Genomic DNA, 17424 nt, shown 5'->3' on the forward strand with positions numbered 1-17424 from the left:
AATTTAGACCAGCATGAGCAATATTAAAAGGAATTAGGAAGTGGGATTAATGAAGACATATCCATTAGCGGCATTAGGTACACTGAGCATCATCTTATCTGCTTGTTCTTCTGAAGATGCCGATAATGCAACAAATGCGGACAGCTTATTGACAGCTGACTGGGATGCCATTCAAGACACAGCGCAAGGCCAAGAAGTCAATATGTACATGTGGGGCGGGAGCGACAACATTAACAATTATTTAGATGAATGGGTTGCCCCGCGTATAAAACAAGACTATGGCATTGAGCTCAATCGGGTCCCGATGAACGATGCGCAGGACATTATCAATCAATTGCTCGATGAAAAAATAGCTGGTAAGACCGACGGCAGTATGGACATTATTTGGATCAACGGCGAAAACTTTAAAGCCGCAAAAGACAACGATTTGTTGTGGGGAGATTTCACCGGGCAATTGCCGAATTTCAATGATTATGTCAATGCGGATGCACCGGAAGTCTCGGAGGATTTTGGAGAGCCGGTGGAAGGCTTAGAAGCGCCGTGGGGCAAGGCTCAGTTTGTTTTGGTGCACGACGAGAACCAATATGAAGATCCGCCCAAGTCAATGAGTGAACTTGCTGATTGGGTCAAACAAAATCCAGGACAGTTCACTTACCCCGCACCGCCTGATTTTACGGGAAGCGCTTTTATCCGACAGGTGTTATATGAAACAACCGGTGGCCACGTGCAGTATCAGCAACCCGCAGCAGACATAGAGAATTTGGAGGAACGCTTGGAGCCAATGTGGCAATACTTGAACAGCATTGAGCCGTATTTATGGCGCGAAGGCGAAACCTATCCGGAAAGCTTGGCAAAACAAGACCAATTGTTTGCGAGCGGTGAAATTGCTATGACGATGAGTTACGACCCGGCACTTGCGGCGAGTGAAGTATTGAAGGGCCGTTTTCCAGAGTCGACACGAACGTTTATATTAAACGGGGGCACACTCGCAAATACGCATTTTTTATCCATTCCGTTCAATGCATCCGACAAAGCGGGAGCGCTTGTGGCCATCAATGAATTGATGTCACCAGCCGCCCAAACCGCTAAATTGTCGCCTGAAAACTGGGGCGATTTGACGGCGCTGGATTTGGAGAAATTATCTCCTGAGCAACAACTAGCGATGAATGAGGTAGATCTCGGCGAAGCGACATTGTCCATTGAAGAATTGGAACAAAATCGCTTGCCCGAATTGTCTTCTGAGTATATTGATATTATTGAAGAAGGGTGGACGGAACATGTGGCGAAAGAGTAAGCCCTATCTTTTGCTGCTGCCGGCATCCTTTACCATCATCCTCCTGTTTTTCGGGGGGATTTTTGATGGATTGCTGAAAAGCTTCGGTTATTTTCCGGCGATCGGAGAGACTGGTTTGAACTTGACTGCTTATGATAGACTTCTTCATTCTTCAGATTTTTGGCAATCGATGGCTCTTACATTAAGAGTTGCAGCATTATCTTCGTTAATATCCGCAATCATCGGTGCCTTTCTTGCGGTGGCATTGTTTTTCGTCAACAATTCTACGAAAAAGGCAATACCGAGGCCTTGGCAACGGTTGTTTCAATTGCCTTTGACGATTCCGCATCTAGTCGCCGGCTATATGGTTGTGCTGATATTCACACAAAGCGGATTTGTATCAAGACTGCTTGCGACTGTTGGCTGGATCGACGGCATGACAGAATTCCCAGTACTCGTCAACGATTCGTTCGGCTGGGGGATTATCCTCACTTACGCTTGGAAAGAAGCGCCGTTTGTAGCGCTCATGCTGTATCCGGTTCTGTCACGGATACATGGCTCTTGGCGTGACGTGTCACGTGTGTTTGGTGCAGGCCCTTGGCAATTTATCCGCGAAGTGGTCGTGCCTGTCATAATGCCGGCATGGACAATTGCGACGTTTATCGTCTTTGTCTTTACTTTTTCGGCTTTTGAAGTGCCGTTTCTGCTCGGGGTTACCTATCCAAGCGTATTGCCTGTATATTCGTATCAACTCTACACGAGCGGTACCCTTTCTGACCGACCAGAAGCGCTGGCCGTCAATATGATTCTCGCAGCTATTACCATTTTACTGGGGCTAGTAGCGTATTACGTTAGCAAGCGCTGGAACGTATTGAAAGGGTGGGGCTAATGAAAAAACAACCACGCTTTTTATCATTATTATTGATCATCGGTTTGTTCATCTTCGTTCTCGTCCCGTTTGTTCCCTTGATACTTTCAAGCCTGTCATTCGGCTGGCGCTGGCCGGATGTTTTCCCACAAGGTTGGAGCCTCCGCGCATGGGAATATGTTGTCAACGACATTCGCACGTGGCAAGCAGTCGGCATCAGTTTATGGATTGCCTTAATCGTTACGTTCATCAATCTCCTATTAGCGCTTCCGGCTGCCAATGCATTGGTGCGTTATTCGGTTCGCGGCAGATGGCTGTTCGAAGCGATTATTTTTGCGCCGATCATCATTCCGCCCTTTATCTCGGTGATGGGCATTCACTTAAGCTTTTTACGGTTTGGCTTAACTGAAACTGTTTTTGGTGTTGTGTTGGCACATATTGCACCGACCTTGCCGTATATGTTCCGCGCGGTCATGGTCAGTTACCAAACCTTATCGGTTGATTGGGAAGACCAGGCGCGCATGCTCGGAGCACGGGCCATGCCTCGATTTTTCCATGTCGTGCTGCCGCATTTATTGCCTGGCATATTGGCGGGCGCTAGCTTGAGCGTTTTGATTTCGTTGAGTCAATACTTGATCACCTTTATCATCGGTGCCGGTCAAGTGGTCACTTTGCCAATCTTGCTGTTTCCGTTTATCAGCGGAGGCGACCCTGCGATAGCATCAGCGTACTCATTACTTTATGCTGCCATTGCCATTATGGCCTTGGTGGGAATGGACGCTGCATTGAAACGCTATTACCAAATGTCTAGAGTCCCGCAGCAAGAGAAAGGAGTGAAACCGTGAGCGATTTGCGCATTATCGATATCGAAAAGAAATACCGGTCTACCCAAGCAAAGGACGAGGCATCATTTTTGCTTCGCCCGGTCCAGTTAACGATCCGCGAAGGCGAGTTTTTTTCACTGCTTGGCCCTTCCGGATGCGGCAAGACAACTTTGCTAAAATTGGTCGCTGGCTTATTAGAGGCAGATGGCGGGGAGCTTTGGTTTGGAAATGAAAACCTAAGCAATGTGCCACCCGAATCAAGGAAGTTTACTATGGTGTTCCAACAGTCGCTGCTGTTTCCGCATAAAACCATCGAAGACAATGTTGCTTTTAGCTTGAAAATGCAGAAAGTCGGAAAAAAGGAACGTCTTAACGCAGCGCGCGGCATGCTTGATCATGTCGGACTCAGCGGTTTTGGCCGACGTTTTCCTGAAGAACTGAGCGGCGGACAGCAGCAGCGTGTGGCATTGGCCAGAGCTTTAGTAGCGAATCCACGAGTGTTGCTGATGGACGAACCATTCAGTGCACTCGATCCGAGCCTGAGAGAAGAGATGCGCGAGCTGTTAAGCCAGATCCAAAAAGAATTTCGCGTCACCGTCTTGTTCGTTACGCACGACCGCGATGAAGCCTTCGCGTTATCTGACCGGATTGCGGTCATGGGCGAAGGGCAATTGCGCCAAATCGGCACTGCCAGACAGTTATACGAGCGGCCTGAAAATACAGTGGTTGCTTCTTTCCTGGGCTTGAAAAATATCTTGAGCGGCCAAGTAACTAATGGCCGGTTTGTCTCCTCTGATAAAATAATTGACGCTTCTGTATATCAACCGCTAGCAGACGGCGATTATTATATGGTCATTAGGCCAGAATCGATTAAAGCAGCGGCAGCAGACCGATCCAGCCATGTTTCGATCCGCGGAATCGTCCAAGAAATGAAGTATGTCAGTGGTACATACAACTTGAAGGTCATAGCGGAAACCCAGGTGTTGGAATGTGTGTTCACTACTTTTCAAGCCGAACAAACGGCGGTCGGGGAACCAATCGATTTGCTAGTGGACATGAAAGAAGTTTGGTTTTTAAAAGAATAGCGCATCTACATGAAAAACCCCCTTGCCAAATTATCGGCAAGGGGTTTTTCGTTGGCCTATCCAGCGCAAGCTTCCGGCGAAGACCATTATTGCGATATGGACATTTGCGGGGAATTGGGTTATTTTTACTGATTATTTTTACAGTTATTAATAGAACATGTGTTCTTTTTATGGTAAAATAAAGGTACAGTTGCATGAGGGCGGTTTGGCCATTCCCTATAGAAAGGGGGTGGTAGCATGACCATGGCAGAAGCATTTTCGCTTGTGTTCACGAGTGTCGGGTTGACGATTAGTGCATTCACGCTCGTCTTATCCTTGATTCTGGTCATTCCAAAAAAAAAATAACCGTCCCATTGGCGTGGGCTGACGGTTATTTCGTAAACCTATAGTGTCCAGCCGACCGCCCTCGACAGGCGGCATGCAGCTGGCCGGGTGCACACAGCATCCGGTTTTTTTTCGTTACTTTAAGTATACTAAATTACAGCTATTTTGCAACTGTCTCATATCCAACCCCGTTCATAAGGCACAGGAGCTTCGATATCGGCTCCAAGCTCAGTAGCGGCGGTATAGGCCCAATAAGGGTTGCGCAGCAATTCGCGGGCCAGGAAGATGAAATCGGCACGGCCATTTTGAAGAATTTCTTCTGCGTGGCGCGGCTCGGTGATCAAGCCGACAGCTCCTGTAGCAATCGGCGTTTGCTTTTTAATCGTTTCCGCAAAATTCACCTGATAGCCAGGATAGACGGGGATTTTCGCTGGTACGACCGCTCCTGAACTGACATCGATCAAATCGACGTTCTGCTGCTTCATCCATTGGGTCATTTCGACGTATTGTTCAGGGTTCATGCCTCCGTCTGCATAATCTTCTGCTGAAATGCGCACGAACAACGGGCCACTCCAAACAGCATTCACTTCGTCCAAGACACGGCGAAGCAAGCGGTAACGGTTCTCGCTGCTGCCGCCATATTCATCAGTGCGCTTGTTAGTCAAAGGCGACAGGAATTGGTTGATCAAATAGCCGTGGGCTGCGTGAATTTCAATCACATCAAACCCTGCTTTTTTGGCTCGAATCGCACCATCCCGGAATGCTTGAACGGTTTCATCGATTTCCTCTGCTGTCATCGCTGTCGGTGTTTTGTATTGATCGTTGAAAGCAATCGCGCTCGGTGCCTGGATGTCACCATCAACAGTCGCTTTTCTCCCTGCATGGGCCAACTGAATGCCTGTTTTTGCACCATTTGCTTTCATCAATCGGACGATTTCTGCCTGCCCGTCGATATGGGCATCATCCCAAATGCCAAGGTCCCGCGAGGAAATGCGTCCAATTGGCTGGACCGCAGTCGCTTCGGTGATGATCAGCCCGACACCGCCAACTGCGCGCGTTGGATAATGAACACGGTGCCAATCGGTGACATGGCCATCTTCTTTATCGCTTTGGTACATGCACATCGGGGCCATAACGATGCGGTTTTTGAAATGGACTCCTTTAAGCTCAAATTCTTCGAAAAGTTTTGCCACGTAAAATTCCTCCTTCAGTATCTATACAAGGAATTAGTATACCGGAAAAGTTGTCGAGCTTCGATTCGGAAGCCTCACGTTGGCTGCTATCTATTGCGAAGGACCGCTATTCCAAAAACAACCCCCATGAAAACAGGCGTTTTCATGGGGGTTGTTGGATTGCTTATTCGAATTCTTTTCCGAGTTCACGAGAACGGGTGGCAGCAGATGTGACACAATCGCCAACAATGCGCTTAAAGTCGTTATCGTAAAGCGCTTGAAGGCCTGCAGCTGTGGTGCCGTTCGGGCTTGTGACACGTTTGCGCAATTCGCCAAAATCTTCTTGCTGAAGCATTTCCGCTGCGCCGTCGAATGTTTGGCGCACAAGTTTTTTCGCATCCGCAGAAGACAAGCCATTATCGATTCCTGCTTGCACCATGGATTCTGCGAAGTAGTAAAGATACGCCGGACCGCTTCCTGCAATGCCGGTCACCGCATGCAATTGGTCTTCTTCCACGACCGTCACGCCGCCGATGGACGACAAGAGCTTTCTCAGTAAATGCTGCTGTTCTTTGGTGACAAACTTGCTCCAAGCGACGCCTGTCGCCGATTTGCCGATTTGCGCAGAAGTGTTTGGCATCGCGCGGGCAACGGCAAAATCGCCGACATGCTTTTGAATGGTCTCGATCGAAACACCTGCTGCGACCGAAACGATAACGGTATCGCCAGTCAATTTCTCGCGGATGCCTTTTAACGCCACTTCAACATCTTTCGGTTTCATTGCAAGCAAAATGAAATCGGCATCTCTCAATTCGGTTTTTTCAGCGCACACGATGTTAACGCCGTATTCATCGTGCAAAAATTCCAATCGGTCCTGGTCCGATCGGTTCATGACTGAGATTTCTTCTGGTTTCATAATTCGCTTATTGATCCAGCCGTGAATCATGGATTCTGCCATTGATCCGGCCCCTACACATACAATTTTCATACCTTCCACTTCCTTTTCTCAAAATAAAAAGCGCAATCATCCCTGTTACTCCAAGGACGAAAACGCTTGTTTCCGCGGTACCACCTAAGTTTGCACATTTGCACAACTCGATATCCTTATCGCGGACAGACGGCCGTGTTTGCACGGCAGCTCAGAAGCAGGTTCAGGAAGGGAGCGGGGGTGCGGCGTTTCAGCGTTGGCGGCACTCTCTTGTACCCATCACCTTCCGTACTAATCTTCATCTACGCTTACATATGTTATTAAATTATAAGTAATGAAATTTTATTTGTCAAATTGGCTCGGCAGCGTGACGCCGCCCGCCATTCAAGGTATGATAAGTGAATAGACATTCATTTTAAGGGAGTGGGAATGATGGAACCGATCAAAATCATCATCCCGACGCCATTTGCGGTCGGAGATGTCAATTCTTATTTATTAAAAGGCGACGTGTTAACTTTGATCGATGCAGGGCCGAAAACACCGGAAGCTTGGGAAGCGCTGAAGGCCGGATTAAAGGCAGCCAATGTCGCTCCTGAAGACATCGAGCAAGTGGTCCTGACGCATCACCACCCGGATCATGCAGGATGGGTCGATGGCTTCGACGCCGCCAAACTTTATGGCCATCCGTATAACGATCTCTGGCTGCGCCGCGACGAAGCGTTTTTCGACTATCATGATGCGTTTTACCAAGAGCGATTGAAGGAGGAAGGCGTGCCGGGCGATTTGATGTTTTGGGTGAAAAAGATGAAGCGCCCGCTCAATTTATTGGGAAACCGCCCACTTGATATGGCCATCAACGAAGGGGATACGCTTCCAGGACATCCTGATTGGCATGTTTTGGAGACTTTGGGGCATGCCCAAAGCCATCTGTCGTTTTGGAATCCAGAACAGCGCACGATGATCGGGGGCGATCATGTGATTGCCAAAGTGTCGTCGAACCCGCTCATCGAACCGCCTTATCATCCGGAAGAAGGACGCCCGAAATCTTTGCTGCAATACAATGCTTCGCTCAGCCGGCTATTGAAGATGCCAATTGACGTTATTTACAGCGGGCACGGGGAAGAGGTGCGCAATGTTCATGAACTCGTATCGACACGTCTGGAGAAACAGCATTTGCGGGCAATGAAAGTGCTCGATATGCTAGACCGTACGAGCGAACAATCGGTGTATGAACTGACGCAACAGCTGTTTCCGCATGCTTACGAAAAAGAACTCGGCTTGACGCTTTCTGAAACCATCGGCCAAGTCGATTACTTGTTAGAAGACGGTTTAATTGAAGAACGTATGAACGATGAAGGCATTTTTGTCTATCGACAGGCATAAGGAACAAAGTTGCAAGCATAGACTCCAGCAGGTAAACTGAAAATTAAGAGTTGCAACAAGAATCTAAGCGAAAAGGATTGGGATAACGTGAAAAAAGCTAGTTTGTTTCTTGCAGGATTTCTGCTATTGGCAGGGTGCTCAGACGATGAAGCGGCGAAAGAGCCCGCTGGGACAGCAGGTACTGAAGAAGAACCTGAAATTGCAGTAGAACAAGAGGGAATGACAGAGGAAGGTTTCATTACGCAAATTGGAAATGGCCGAATCCTCATTAATAGCATTTACTTCTCAGTGCCAGAAGATGTGGAAGTTCAATTTGCTGAAGGTGGCGAAACGACAGAAGCCGTTATTAGCGATTTGCGTACCGGTATGAAAGTCAAAACGGATTATTCAGGACCGCTAGCAGAATCTTATCCGATGCAAGGCGAAGCTGAAAAAATCACGATCTTACAGGATGAGGAATCCAAGCGTCAAGCGGAAGCATTGCAGGCATTCATCAACGAAGAGCAATTGTCCCAACTTATTATTTTGGGGCAACCACTCGTACGGGGCGAGGAAATCGGCTTTTTATTCAGCAATATGGAAACCGGAGCTTTAACGGAAGTGCGTATTGATATGAATACACTGGAATACACATTAAGCAATGAAGAGAATGAAGAAGAAACTGACGAAACAGAGGATGCCGAGGAGTAAGCCAAACGGCAATCCATAAGAATATCTCACCCGGATGGCCATGCGCTGTCCGGTTTTTTTATGCACGGCATGTTTTCTTTATTATAGAAGTAATGCGGCTTTTTTGCATATTACCTTAAAAAAATGAAAATTTACACGCGACTTTCCTTGCGTTATTAAAAATGCCGTGATATTATGTGTATATTCATCGCATATAACGCATAAAAATACAGGAGGTCATATTATATGAACAAAAAAATCGTACTCGCATACTCAGGTGGACTAGATACATCGGTGGCCATTCCGTGGCTGAAATCACAAGGCTACGACGTTGTCGCTGTGTGTCTCGACATCGGAGAAGGAAAAGATTTAGACTTTATCAAGAAAAAAGCGCTGCAGGTCGGAGCGGTCGAAAGCTATATGATCGATGCCAGAGACGAATTTGCCGAAGACTATGCACTCATTTCGCTTCAAGCTCATACATTATATGAAGGCAAATACCCGCTCGTTTCGGCTTTATCGCGTCCGTTAATCTCCAAAAAACTGGTGGAAATCGCAGTGGAAAGCGGCGCAACGGCTGTTGCTCACGGTTGTACAGGAAAAGGCAACGACCAAGTACGTTTTGAAGTATCCATCAAATCGTTGAACCCCGACCTTGAAGTCGTCGCACCTGTTCGCCAGTGGGGTTGGTCACGTGATGAAGAAATCGCCTATGCTAAGGAGCATGACGTGCCGGTACCCGTCAACTTGGATTCGCCATTCTCCATCGACATGAATTTATGGGGCCGTGCCAACGAATGTGGCATTTTAGAAGATCCATGGGCGACGCCGCCAGCTGATGCATATGACATCACCAATGCACTCGAGGATACGCCGGATACACCGGATATCGTGGAAATCGAATTTGTGAAAGGCGTACCGACAAAATTAAACGGCATTGACTATAAATTGACGGATTTGATCTTTGAATTGAACCACGTTGCCGGAAAACATGGCGTCGGCAGAATTGACCACGTCGAAAACAGACTGGTCGGCATTAAATCCCGTGAAATCTATGAAGCTCCGGCGGCGATGACCTTAATCGCCGCGCATAAAGAGCTTGAAGACATTACTTTAGTGAAGGAAATGGCTCACTTCAAACCAGTCATCGAGAAGAAAATGACGGAATTGATCTATGAGGGGCTATGGTTCTCACCTCTACGTGTCGCACTCGAAGCGTTCTTAAAAGAAACGCAGGAGTTCGTCAACGGCACAGTCCGTGTCAAACTGTTCAAGGGCCATGCCATCACAGAAGGGCGTAAGTCACCAAACTCCCTATACAGCGAAGAACTCGCGACTTACTCGACAGATGATACGTTCAACCACGAATCTGCGGTCGGATTCATCGAGCTATGGGGCTTGCCGACTGTCGTCAATTCGAAAATCAACAAGAAAGAAGTGGCCATTACAGCACAAGTTAAAGAGGAGGTACAGCTATGACCAAACTGTGGGGCGGTCGTTTTCAAAAGACAGCTGAACAGTGGGTCGATGAGTTCGGGGCTTCTATTTCCTTTGACCAGAAATTAGTGCTCGAGGATCTTCAGGGCAGCATGGCGCATGTCACCATGCTGTCTTCCTGCAAGATCTTGCCTCAGCAAGACGCTGACTTGATCTTGTCGGGGCTTCAGACGCTGCAGAAAAAAGCGGAGAACGGAGAACTTGAGTACAGCGTATCGAACGAAGACATCCACTTGAACTTAGAAAAACTATTGATCGATGAAATCGGCCCTGTCGGCGGCAAACTGCATACCGGCAGAAGCCGCAACGACCAGGTCGCAACCGATATGCATCTTTATTTGAAAAACCGTGTAACGGAAATCATCGAGTTGATTGAAGGTTTTCAGTCAGCAATCGTCGAACAGTCGGAAGCGCATGTTGAAACGGTCGTGCCGGGATATACCCATCTCCAGCGCGCACAGCCGATTTCATTTGGCCATCATTTAATGACGTATTTCTGGATGCTGCAGCGTGATAAAGAACGCATGCAGGAATCCTTGAAGCGCATTGATGTCTCGCCTTTAGGGGCAGGAGCGATGTCTGGCACGAGTTTCCCAATCGACCGTGAACTGTCCGCCGAGCTGCTGGGCTTCTCAGGCGTTTATCAAAACAGCCTGGATGCTGTCAGCGATCGCGACTTTATCTTAGAATTTCTCAGCAATTCATCGATGCTCATGATGCATTTGTCGCGTTTTGCCGAAGAAATCATTCTTTGGTCCAGCGAAGAGTTTCGTTTTATTGAACTAGATGATACGTTCTCGACCGGATCGAGCATCATGCCGCAAAAGAAAAATCCGGATATGGCGGAACTTGTCCGCGGCAAAACAGGACGCGTTTATGGCAATTTGTTCGGCTTGTTGACGACCTTGAAAGGCTTGCCGCTTGCCTACAATAAAGATATGCAAGAAGACAAAGAAGGCATGTTTGATACGGTCCATACGTTAATGGGCTCATTGCCGATCTTTGAAGGCATGATTCGGACCATGAACGTCAACACCGCATCCATGGAAAAAGCGGTAAACTCCGATTTCTCGAATGCCACAGAATTAGCCGATTACTTGGCGGCAAAAGGCATGCCGTTCCGCGAAGCACACGATGTGACCGGCAAACTGGTGTTCACGTGCATCCAGCGAGGCTATTATTTAAAAGACTTGCCGCTTGAGGATCTCCAGGCAGCGAGCCCGCTGATTGAAGACGATATTTATGAAACCTTGCTTCCCGAGACAGCGGTTAAACGCCGCAATTCACTTGGCGGGACAGGATTTGATCAAGTTCATCATCAATTGGGACTAGCCAAGAAACTCATCGGGTGAGCGATAGTCCATTTATAGTTGTGCTTGCTTTGTTTGGTACAACGAGCAGGCATCAGTACCCGGCTCTCTTCCCCCTAAAGAGAGCCGGTTTTTTTGTTTGGGTTTATTGTTTAGGGCAAAAGCGTGAAGCTTGTGGAAATGTCCATAAAGATTTCACAGGCTATTTGACAGTTTTTGTACACCATCTCTGATAAGATAGAATTCGTAAGAGAGGAGTGTGTTTGAATGGCAACCGATATTAATTTATTGCTGGCTTTTGGTGCCGGCTTCTTAAGTTTCATCTCGCCATGTACATTGCCTTTGTATCCAGCCTTTTTATCCTATATTACAGGCATGACCATGGATGAGATTAAAAATGACCGGAAAGTAATGCAACGGCGTGGAATGTTCCATACCTTGTTTTTCTTGCTGGGCTTTTCTACGATTTTCATCGCATTGGGATTCAGTACTTCATTTTTCTATGAATGGTTTGTGCGTTATGATGAATTGATTCGTCAAGTAGGCGCTTTGTTCATCGTTATTTTTGGACTGATGATTGTCGGGGTCTTTACACCAAAATTCTTGATGCAAGACCGCAAGTTCTCATTCAAGAATCGACCGTCCGGATTTTTAGGAACTTTCGTTATTGGCCTGGCCTTTGCGGCTGGTTGGACACCTTGCACCGGCCCGATTACAGCGGCGATCTATGCGCTCGCTGCGACCAATCCGGGATCGGGCATCTGGTATATGCTGGCCTATGTACTCGGCTTTGCGATTCCATTTTTCGTGTTGTCGTTTTTCGTTACCCGCCTCGGCTGGTTGCGCAAGCATCACAGCACGATCATGAAAGTCGGCGGATTTATCATGATCGCCGTAGGGGTCTTGCTGTTCTTTGACGGCATGACATACATCATTCGTATTTTGAGCCCGATTTTTGGGGATTTCCAAGGATTCTAAAAAGTAGGTGATGAGATGGAAACCATTTCTTCAATGGAGCAATTCCAACAAAAAATAACAAGCCGCGAATCGTTTTTGCTGTTCGTTAAAACCGACCATTGTTCAGTATGCGAAGGGCTGAAGCCGCAAGTAGAAGGATTGGAGCCAACTGCATCCATTCCATTCTATTTGGTGAACGCAGCACGCGTGCCAGAGCTCGCAGGGCAGCTGACGCTATTCACTGCGCCTGTAGTCATTTTGTTCAAGTACGGGAAAGAACAATTGCGTTTCGCTCGTTTTGTGCGCATGGATGAGCTGGAGAACCGCCTCGGCGAATTGGAGGCAGAACTGGATGGATGAGTTATTCAACAGCATCCCGCCTGCCGTCCTTCTTGCTGTGACGACGCTCGGCGCGCTAGTCATGGGGACACTCGCGATTGTTGTCCGGTCAAAATCGGCTAAAAAGCCAGCAACGGCTAAAAAGATTATCCTGCCGCCTTTATTTATGTCTACAGGCGCCCTGATGTTCATTTTTCCGTTTTTCCGCGTAGCGCCGCTGCAAATTGCTGAAGCGCTATTGGTCGGTGCTTTGTTTTCAATCATCTTGATCCGCACATCGAATTTTGAGGTACGGGATGGGGAAATCTATTTAAAGCGCTCCAAAGCTTTCGTTTTCATTTTGCTCGGGTTATTGCTCGTGCGGTTGCTGGCGAAAGTCATTTTGAGTTCTTCGATTGATGTCGGGGAACTGGGCGGCATGTTTTGGCTGCTCGCTTTTGGTATGCTGGTGCCATGGCGCCTCGCGATGCTACGCAAATACCGGTTGATTGCACAACAAAAAAACGCTGTTCCCGAATAGGGGACAGCGTTTTTCGTGTAGTCACTGATCAAAGTATTGTTCGTAGGGGGTAAGATCGATTTCGAGTTCCCCCATTTTTTTGCGCAAAAATTTATGGTCGCGCTTTGGCGTTGCTTGGATATAGCCGCGGATGATGTGTTGCATTTCCATCTTTTTGGCTTTTTCTTCAAGTAAAATCTCGCCGATGCGCCCTGCAATCTTTTGTTTCGCTACCGGGCGGAACAGATCCGGTACCGGCTGCACGAGTTCATTGAGCAGTTCTTTTTCTTTAGCGCCCCATAGATGAATCGTTTTCTCTACATAATATTCTTCCCAGTTCAGATCGGACAAGCCGTCTTTTTTCGGCATCGATTTCAAGAATTTCCGGAACATAAAATAGCCGCCGATCGCAAACAGCCCGACCAACACCACGACCCAAAATAATATGAACCATAAAAACCAGCCTGCTAATTCCACTTTGTCTCACCTCAATCATTCTCTCTACCATTATAGAAGCCAGCGAAAAAAAATTCACCTGAAATGTATCCTTTTTTCACGTTTATGTCTATATAGCGAATGAAAGGGGGTGAGCAATATGGCATTCAGTGATTTTAAGAACGCAAGCATGCGCTTGACGTTTGACAACGGGCTTGATGGGCAAGGACGTTTGAAGCGTAAAGTGAAGGCGTATCCGAACGTGGCAGAAGCGGCGACTGCTGATGGGATTTTCCAAGTAGCGCAAGTGTTGGAAGCATTCGGCACAAAACCGCTTATGGAACTGGAGAAAATCTCCGGTTCAAGCATTTACCAATAATGAGGGGGGAGTCTACAAATGGCAAAAACATTGGAATTGATTTTTGAAACAGCCGCAAACAAAGCCGTCACCTTGACGGTCGATGAACCACGCGAAAACTTGACGACACAAGAAATCGCTACGGGCATGCAGACAATTGTCGACCAGAATATTTTTGAAGTCGGCGGCTCGCCATTTGCGCTTGTCAAAGGCGCACGTGTCGTTGAACGCAATATCGTCGAATACGAAGTTTAATGAACAGGGCCTTCCCGCAAATGCGGGGAGGCTTTTTTTACAAAGAAAGGAGGCGCTTCGATGCAAGAGTGGATGCAATGGATACAAGAACTGGGGTTTCCGATATTCGTTTCGTTTTACCTGATGCACCGCGTGGAGGGCAAACTTGTGGCTATTCACGACGCGCTCATTACCATGAAGGCGCCGTAATTCACAAAGTTGTGATTTCTGAAGCGTGAATCCGTATTGTTTTCAAGTTCTCATTCGGCTATGATATAGGCAGTTACGAGAGTGGGGGCAATGATATGAAGTGGAAATGGGCGTTGATGCTCATGGCGTTGATGCTTCTTGCTGCATGCGGAACCGATGCGGTCGAAGAGTTCAATTACACTGACCACCGCGGCGAGCAATTAAGCAAACAGCAATTGGAAGGGACACCTTGGCTGGCGACATTTGTCTTTACGAACTGTGAGACGGTGTGTCCGCCGATGACTTTCAATATGGCTGATTTGCAGAAGGATCTGGAGTCGCATGGACTGAGCGATTATAAAATCGTCGCGTTCAGTGTAGACCCGAATGAAGATACACCAGAGAAAATGCAGGAATATTTATCACATTACCCAATCTCTGACGAAAGCAAATGGCATTTGCTGACGGGCTATTCGCAGGATGAGATTGCAGAGTTCGCGACGGACAATTTCAAGTCCTTGGTCAAGAACGACCCGAATAGTGACCAAGTTATCCACGGCACTTCTTTTTACTTGGTGGACCAAAAAGGGGAAGTCGTCGGAAATTACGATGGCTTTGAGCAGGTTCCGACTGAAGAAATCATCGAAGATATGCAAGAGCTGTCACAGTGAAACCAATAAAAAGCTGCCGAACTAGTTCGGCAGCTTGAAGGAACCGGTCATTGGCCGGTTTTTTCTTTTGACAAAAGATCGCGGATCTCGACCAATAATTCTTCTTTTTTGTCGAGCACTTCCGGTTCTTCTTCCGCCGGCACATCTTTCTCGCGTTTCATGCGCGTAAATAAACGAATCACCATAAAAATAGAAAAGGCAATAATGAAAAAATCAATTACAGATTGCGTAAATGCGCCATAGCGAAGTTCTGCGCCATTGAAGGTATAAGTCAAATCCTCCACACTGAATCCACCGAGCAAAATCCCAACCCCGGGCATGATGATATCCTCGACGAGCGAAGTGACAATTTTACCGAATGCGGCACCAATGACTACCGCTACTGCCAAATCCAACACATTGCCTTTTAAGGCGAATTTCTTAAAATCTTCCCACATAGGCTTCTCCTCCTTTCGATTCCCAATTATACATAATTCTCGCTTGCTTCTACTTCTCCTGCTATAACCTCGCGCTCATTCCTTGCGATAAACAGGCAATGGAGGAGGGGCTGTGGTAAACTGAGGCAAAAGAAACTATAGGTGTGAACATATGAAACAGAAAAAAAGAAAAAAACCTTCGCTTGCTTTAAAGTTCCTGTTCGTCATGGCTTTGATTCCGGCAGCGATTGTCGCGCTCACGCTCCTCGCTGTAATGGCGTATTCCTCATACGGCGATACCGTCAAGGAAACGGTGCAAAAAGGGCAAGACCATGTGTTTGAAGTCCCGTTTCCAGAAGAAAACATCGCGCTTTATCAGGAAGCAGCCGAGCACTACGACATTCCGTGGACCTTACTCGCGGCCCATCACCGCATCGAAACAAAATTTTCGACGATGGACCCCTTGCTATCGCCGGTCGGAGCAGAAGGGCATATGCAGTTCATGCCTTGCACATTTGTCGGCTGGAGTCATCCGACGTGTTCGGGGCAAGGGCAAGGAAAAATCCCGGAAGCGGACAAAACCAACCCGCAAATTATCGCAAAATATGGGGGCTACGGCGTTGATGCGAACGGCGACGGGTTAGCGGACCCTTACGATTTGGCAGATGCACTCTACAGCGCTGCTAATTACCTGGCGCAAAACGGGGCAGCGGAAGGCGACTTAGAACAGGCAATTTACCGTTACAATCACAGCGATGAATACGTGGAAGACATTCTTCATTATTACGGACGTTTTGAAGAACAATACAATAATTCATAAAAAAAAGAGTGGACCGGAGTCCACTCTTTTTTGATTATGCGCGTTTGCGTCCTTTGTTCATTGATCCAAGGATCAAGCTCAGGACGAAGACAAAGATCAATGCACCGATCAATGCCGGAATAATTGCTACGCCCGCGATGGATGGTCCCATGTCTCCTAAGAGCATGCCGCCTAACCATGCACCGATGATACCTGCAATGATGTTACCGATGATGCCGCCAGGAATGTCTTTCCCGAGGATCAGGCCGGCTAGCCAACCAATGATACCGCCTACGATTAGATATAAAATGAATCCCATTCTTTCCAGCTCCTTCAAAATGTTTTATTGTTATAAGTGCTACACTCTAGGTATAACCACAAATAGGACTTTTAAAACATAGAACTGCAAAATTATTTTATTCGGGCGCCTAGAATAGTTTCAAAGTGCCTCATAGCGTAGCGGTGGCCGGCATCGTCGAAGCTTGCGACGGCCTGTTCATGGATGACAATTTCAAAACCTTTGTTATAAGCATCGATAGCTGTATGAAGTACGCAAATATCTGTACAGACGCCTACGATATGCACTTCTTCAATACTGCGCTCGCGAAGCAATAATTCGAGCCGCGTCCCTGCGAAGGCACTATAGCGGGTTTTGTCCATCCAGACGATGTCTTCTTGATGGCGATCATATATAGCTTGGAGACGTCCGTATAATTTGCGTCCGGCAGTCCCTTTAATATTGTGTGGGGGAAACAATTTCGTCTCCGGATGATAAGGATCGTCTGATTCGTGAAGATCTACGGGCAAGACCACGAAATCACCGGTTTCGAGAAATTGTTCTGTCAACGCACAGATCGCTTCCTCAATTTCTTGCCCAGGTGCGCCGCAAGTCAAGGCACCATCGTTTGCAACAAAATCGACTGTGTAATCGACTACTAGTAATGCTTTGTTCATCTTATATCGCCTCCAATTTTCTACCAGTATACCCATTTTCTCGATATGCTAATGGTGGGATTGCAGAATCCATGCACAGAATTAATAACTTGCCAATTTTCTGAAAACTTATTATAATAAATAAAACAGAAAAAGGGGTGTGCTCGATGAAATATGAAAACTTGGAAAAACTCAACAGACAAGGTGTATGGTTTACGGTCGTTCACACACTCATCATTTTCAGCTTTGCATTTGATTTCG

At 47.2% G+C, this 17424-nt stretch carries 22 protein-coding genes; 16 read left to right on the plus strand and 6 right to left on the minus strand.

Going from position 1 to position 17424, the window contains the following annotated elements; all coding sequences use genetic code 11:
* The first annotated feature begins 49 nt into the window (after positions 1 to 49).
* Genes BBI11_RS08345 through BBI11_RS08360 form a run of 4 tightly spaced genes read left to right on the plus strand, consistent with a single transcriptional unit; the run spans position 50 to position 4050 of the window.
* A complete protein-coding gene (locus tag BBI11_RS08345) occupies positions 50 to 1294 on the plus strand; it encodes an ABC transporter substrate-binding protein (RefSeq protein ID WP_068462304.1) in 1245 nt (414 codons plus the stop codon).
* Positions 1278 to 2162 carry an ABC transporter permease gene (locus tag BBI11_RS08350; protein WP_068462306.1) on the plus strand — a complete coding sequence of 295 codons (885 nt, stop codon included), beginning with the start codon at positions 1278 to 1280 and terminating at the stop codon, positions 2160 to 2162. The genes BBI11_RS08345 and BBI11_RS08350 overlap by 17 nt, the downstream gene beginning before the upstream one ends.
* Positions 2162 to 2986, plus strand: coding sequence for an ABC transporter permease (locus tag BBI11_RS08355; protein ID WP_068462307.1), 825 nt, complete (start codon positions 2162 to 2164; stop codon positions 2984 to 2986). Before BBI11_RS08350 ends, BBI11_RS08355 begins: the two co-directional genes overlap by 1 nt.
* Positions 2983 to 4050 (plus strand): ABC transporter ATP-binding protein, encoded by a 1068-nt coding sequence (locus tag BBI11_RS08360; RefSeq protein ID WP_068462309.1) that lies wholly within the window; start codon positions 2983 to 2985, stop codon positions 4048 to 4050. Before BBI11_RS08355 ends, BBI11_RS08360 begins: the two co-directional genes overlap by 4 nt.
* A 500-nt stretch (positions 4051 to 4550) precedes the next feature.
* Here BBI11_RS08360 and namA read toward each other — a convergent pair whose 3' ends face one another.
* On the minus strand, positions 4551 to 5567 hold the full coding sequence (namA, locus tag BBI11_RS08365) for an NADPH dehydrogenase NamA (protein WP_068462312.1): 1017 nt from the start codon (positions 5565 to 5567) through the stop codon (positions 4551 to 4553).
* Between the two features lie 163 nt (positions 5568 to 5730).
* The gene (gene proC, locus BBI11_RS08370) at positions 5731 to 6534 is read right to left on the minus strand and encodes a pyrroline-5-carboxylate reductase (protein WP_082799149.1); all 804 of its coding nucleotides are present in this window, start codon (positions 6532 to 6534) and stop codon (positions 5731 to 5733) included.
* A gap of 369 nt (positions 6535 to 6903) precedes the next feature.
* On the opposite strand from proC, the gene BBI11_RS08375 reads away from it, so the two are divergent.
* The 7 genes from BBI11_RS08375 (at position 6904) to BBI11_RS08405 (ending at position 13149) form a co-directional block, all read left to right on the plus strand.
* On the plus strand, positions 6904 to 7857 hold the full coding sequence (locus BBI11_RS08375; protein WP_418312502.1) for an MBL fold metallo-hydrolase: 954 nt from the start codon (positions 6904 to 6906) through the stop codon (positions 7855 to 7857).
* A gap of 87 nt (positions 7858 to 7944) precedes the next feature.
* Positions 7945 to 8547: a DUF3221 domain-containing protein gene (locus BBI11_RS08380; RefSeq protein ID WP_068462315.1), complete on the plus strand. Its 603-nt coding sequence runs from the start codon at positions 7945 to 7947 to the stop codon at positions 8545 to 8547.
* Between the two features lie 225 nt (positions 8548 to 8772).
* A complete protein-coding gene (locus BBI11_RS08385; protein WP_068462317.1) occupies positions 8773 to 10005 on the plus strand; it encodes an argininosuccinate synthase in 1233 nt (410 codons plus the stop codon).
* Positions 10002 to 11375 carry an argininosuccinate lyase gene (argH, locus tag BBI11_RS08390; protein ID WP_068462319.1) on the plus strand — a complete coding sequence of 458 codons (1374 nt, stop codon included), beginning with the start codon at positions 10002 to 10004 and terminating at the stop codon, positions 11373 to 11375. Before BBI11_RS08385 ends, argH begins: the two co-directional genes overlap by 4 nt.
* Positions 11376 to 11600: 225 nt before the next feature.
* Positions 11601 to 12311, plus strand: coding sequence for a cytochrome c biogenesis CcdA family protein (locus BBI11_RS08395; RefSeq protein ID WP_068462320.1), 711 nt, complete (start codon positions 11601 to 11603; stop codon positions 12309 to 12311).
* 33 nt (positions 12312 to 12344) lie between these two features.
* The gene (locus BBI11_RS08400; RefSeq protein ID WP_335645505.1) at positions 12345 to 12650 is read left to right on the plus strand and encodes a thioredoxin family protein; all 306 of its coding nucleotides are present in this window, start codon (positions 12345 to 12347) and stop codon (positions 12648 to 12650) included.
* Entirely contained in the window at positions 12643 to 13149 is a 507-nt protein-coding gene (locus tag BBI11_RS08405) for a CcdC family protein (protein ID WP_068462324.1), read from the plus strand. Before BBI11_RS08400 ends, BBI11_RS08405 begins: the two co-directional genes overlap by 8 nt.
* Before the next feature lie 21 nt (positions 13150 to 13170).
* Here the strand turns inward: BBI11_RS08405 and BBI11_RS08410 are convergent, their stop codons facing one another.
* Positions 13171 to 13605 (minus strand): DUF2621 family protein, encoded by a 435-nt coding sequence (locus BBI11_RS08410; RefSeq protein WP_068462326.1) that lies wholly within the window; start codon positions 13603 to 13605, stop codon positions 13171 to 13173.
* A 118-nt stretch (positions 13606 to 13723) separates the two neighbouring features.
* Here BBI11_RS08410 and BBI11_RS08415 point away from each other — a divergent pair, with 118 nt between their 5' ends.
* From BBI11_RS08415 to BBI11_RS08425, 4 genes are all read left to right on the plus strand, one after another.
* A complete protein-coding gene (locus BBI11_RS08415; RefSeq protein WP_068462329.1) occupies positions 13724 to 13942 on the plus strand; it encodes a DUF1659 domain-containing protein in 219 nt (72 codons plus the stop codon).
* Between the two features lie 18 nt (positions 13943 to 13960).
* Positions 13961 to 14176, plus strand: a complete 216-nt coding sequence (locus BBI11_RS08420) for a DUF2922 domain-containing protein (RefSeq protein ID WP_068462331.1) — start codon at positions 13961 to 13963, stop codon at positions 14174 to 14176.
* A 60-nt stretch (positions 14177 to 14236) separates the two neighbouring features.
* Positions 14237 to 14365, plus strand: coding sequence for a YvrJ family protein (locus BBI11_RS16245; protein WP_082799150.1), 129 nt, complete (start codon positions 14237 to 14239; stop codon positions 14363 to 14365).
* Between the two features lie 95 nt (positions 14366 to 14460).
* On the plus strand, positions 14461 to 15015 hold the full coding sequence (locus tag BBI11_RS08425; RefSeq protein ID WP_068462333.1) for an SCO family protein: 555 nt from the start codon (positions 14461 to 14463) through the stop codon (positions 15013 to 15015).
* A 47-nt stretch (positions 15016 to 15062) separates the two neighbouring features.
* Here the strand turns inward: BBI11_RS08425 and mscL are convergent, their stop codons facing one another.
* A complete protein-coding gene (gene mscL, locus BBI11_RS08430; RefSeq protein ID WP_068462334.1) occupies positions 15063 to 15452 on the minus strand; it encodes a large conductance mechanosensitive channel protein MscL in 390 nt (129 codons plus the stop codon).
* A 151-nt stretch (positions 15453 to 15603) separates the two neighbouring features.
* On the opposite strand from mscL, the gene BBI11_RS08435 reads away from it, so the two are divergent.
* A complete protein-coding gene (locus tag BBI11_RS08435; protein ID WP_068462336.1) occupies positions 15604 to 16251 on the plus strand; it encodes a lytic transglycosylase domain-containing protein in 648 nt (215 codons plus the stop codon).
* Between the two features lie 34 nt (positions 16252 to 16285).
* Here the strand turns inward: BBI11_RS08435 and BBI11_RS08440 are convergent, their stop codons facing one another.
* A complete protein-coding gene (locus BBI11_RS08440) occupies positions 16286 to 16549 on the minus strand; it encodes a GlsB/YeaQ/YmgE family stress response membrane protein (protein ID WP_068462338.1) in 264 nt (87 codons plus the stop codon).
* A 92-nt stretch (positions 16550 to 16641) separates the two neighbouring features.
* On the minus strand, positions 16642 to 17184 hold the full coding sequence (locus BBI11_RS08445) for a cysteine hydrolase family protein (protein WP_068462340.1): 543 nt from the start codon (positions 17182 to 17184) through the stop codon (positions 16642 to 16644).
* Between the last annotated feature and the right edge of the window lie 240 nt (positions 17185 to 17424).

The organism is Planococcus maritimus (genome assembly GCF_001687625.2).
GTDB lineage: Bacteria > Bacillota > Bacilli > Bacillales_A > Planococcaceae > Planococcus > Planococcus maritimus.

What these genes read in the sequence shown, in the direction of transcription:
- BBI11_RS08345 (WP_068462304.1), top strand. Translation starts at nt 50, where the DNA reads ATGAAGACATATCCATTAGCGGCATTAGGTACACTGAGCATCATCTTA.
- BBI11_RS08350 (WP_068462306.1), top strand. Translation starts at nt 1,278, where the DNA reads ATGTGGCGAAAGAGTAAGCCCTATCTTTTGCTGCTGCCGGCATCCTTT.
- BBI11_RS08355 (WP_068462307.1), top strand. Translation starts at nt 2,162, where the DNA reads ATGAAAAAACAACCACGCTTTTTATCATTATTATTGATCATCGGTTTG.
- proC (WP_082799149.1), bottom strand. Translation starts at nt 6,534, where the DNA reads ATGAAAATTGTATGTGTAGGGGCCGGATCAATGGCAGAATCCATGATT.
- BBI11_RS08375 (WP_418312502.1), top strand. Translation starts at nt 6,904, where the DNA reads ATGATGGAACCGATCAAAATCATCATCCCGACGCCATTTGCGGTCGGA.
- BBI11_RS08385 (WP_068462317.1), top strand. Translation starts at nt 8,773, where the DNA reads ATGAACAAAAAAATCGTACTCGCATACTCAGGTGGACTAGATACATCG.
- argH (WP_068462319.1), top strand. Translation starts at nt 10,002, where the DNA reads ATGACCAAACTGTGGGGCGGTCGTTTTCAAAAGACAGCTGAACAGTGG.
- BBI11_RS08395 (WP_068462320.1), top strand. Translation starts at nt 11,601, where the DNA reads ATGGCAACCGATATTAATTTATTGCTGGCTTTTGGTGCCGGCTTCTTA.
- BBI11_RS08400 (WP_335645505.1), top strand. Translation starts at nt 12,345, where the DNA reads ATGGAGCAATTCCAACAAAAAATAACAAGCCGCGAATCGTTTTTGCTG.
- BBI11_RS08405 (WP_068462324.1), top strand. Translation starts at nt 12,643, where the DNA reads ATGGATGAGTTATTCAACAGCATCCCGCCTGCCGTCCTTCTTGCTGTG.
- BBI11_RS08415 (WP_068462329.1), top strand. Translation starts at nt 13,724, where the DNA reads ATGGCATTCAGTGATTTTAAGAACGCAAGCATGCGCTTGACGTTTGAC.
- BBI11_RS08420 (WP_068462331.1), top strand. Translation starts at nt 13,961, where the DNA reads ATGGCAAAAACATTGGAATTGATTTTTGAAACAGCCGCAAACAAAGCC.
- BBI11_RS16245 (WP_082799150.1), top strand. Translation starts at nt 14,237, where the DNA reads ATGCAAGAGTGGATGCAATGGATACAAGAACTGGGGTTTCCGATATTC.
- BBI11_RS08425 (WP_068462333.1), top strand. Translation starts at nt 14,461, where the DNA reads ATGAAGTGGAAATGGGCGTTGATGCTCATGGCGTTGATGCTTCTTGCT.
- mscL (WP_068462334.1), bottom strand. Translation starts at nt 15,452, where the DNA reads ATGTGGGAAGATTTTAAGAAATTCGCCTTAAAAGGCAATGTGTTGGAT.
- BBI11_RS08435 (WP_068462336.1), top strand. Translation starts at nt 15,604, where the DNA reads ATGAAACAGAAAAAAAGAAAAAAACCTTCGCTTGCTTTAAAGTTCCTG.
- BBI11_RS08440 (WP_068462338.1), bottom strand. Translation starts at nt 16,549, where the DNA reads ATGGGATTCATTTTATATCTAATCGTAGGCGGTATCATTGGTTGGCTA.
- BBI11_RS08445 (WP_068462340.1), bottom strand. Translation starts at nt 17,184, where the DNA reads ATGAACAAAGCATTACTAGTAGTCGATTACACAGTCGATTTTGTTGCA.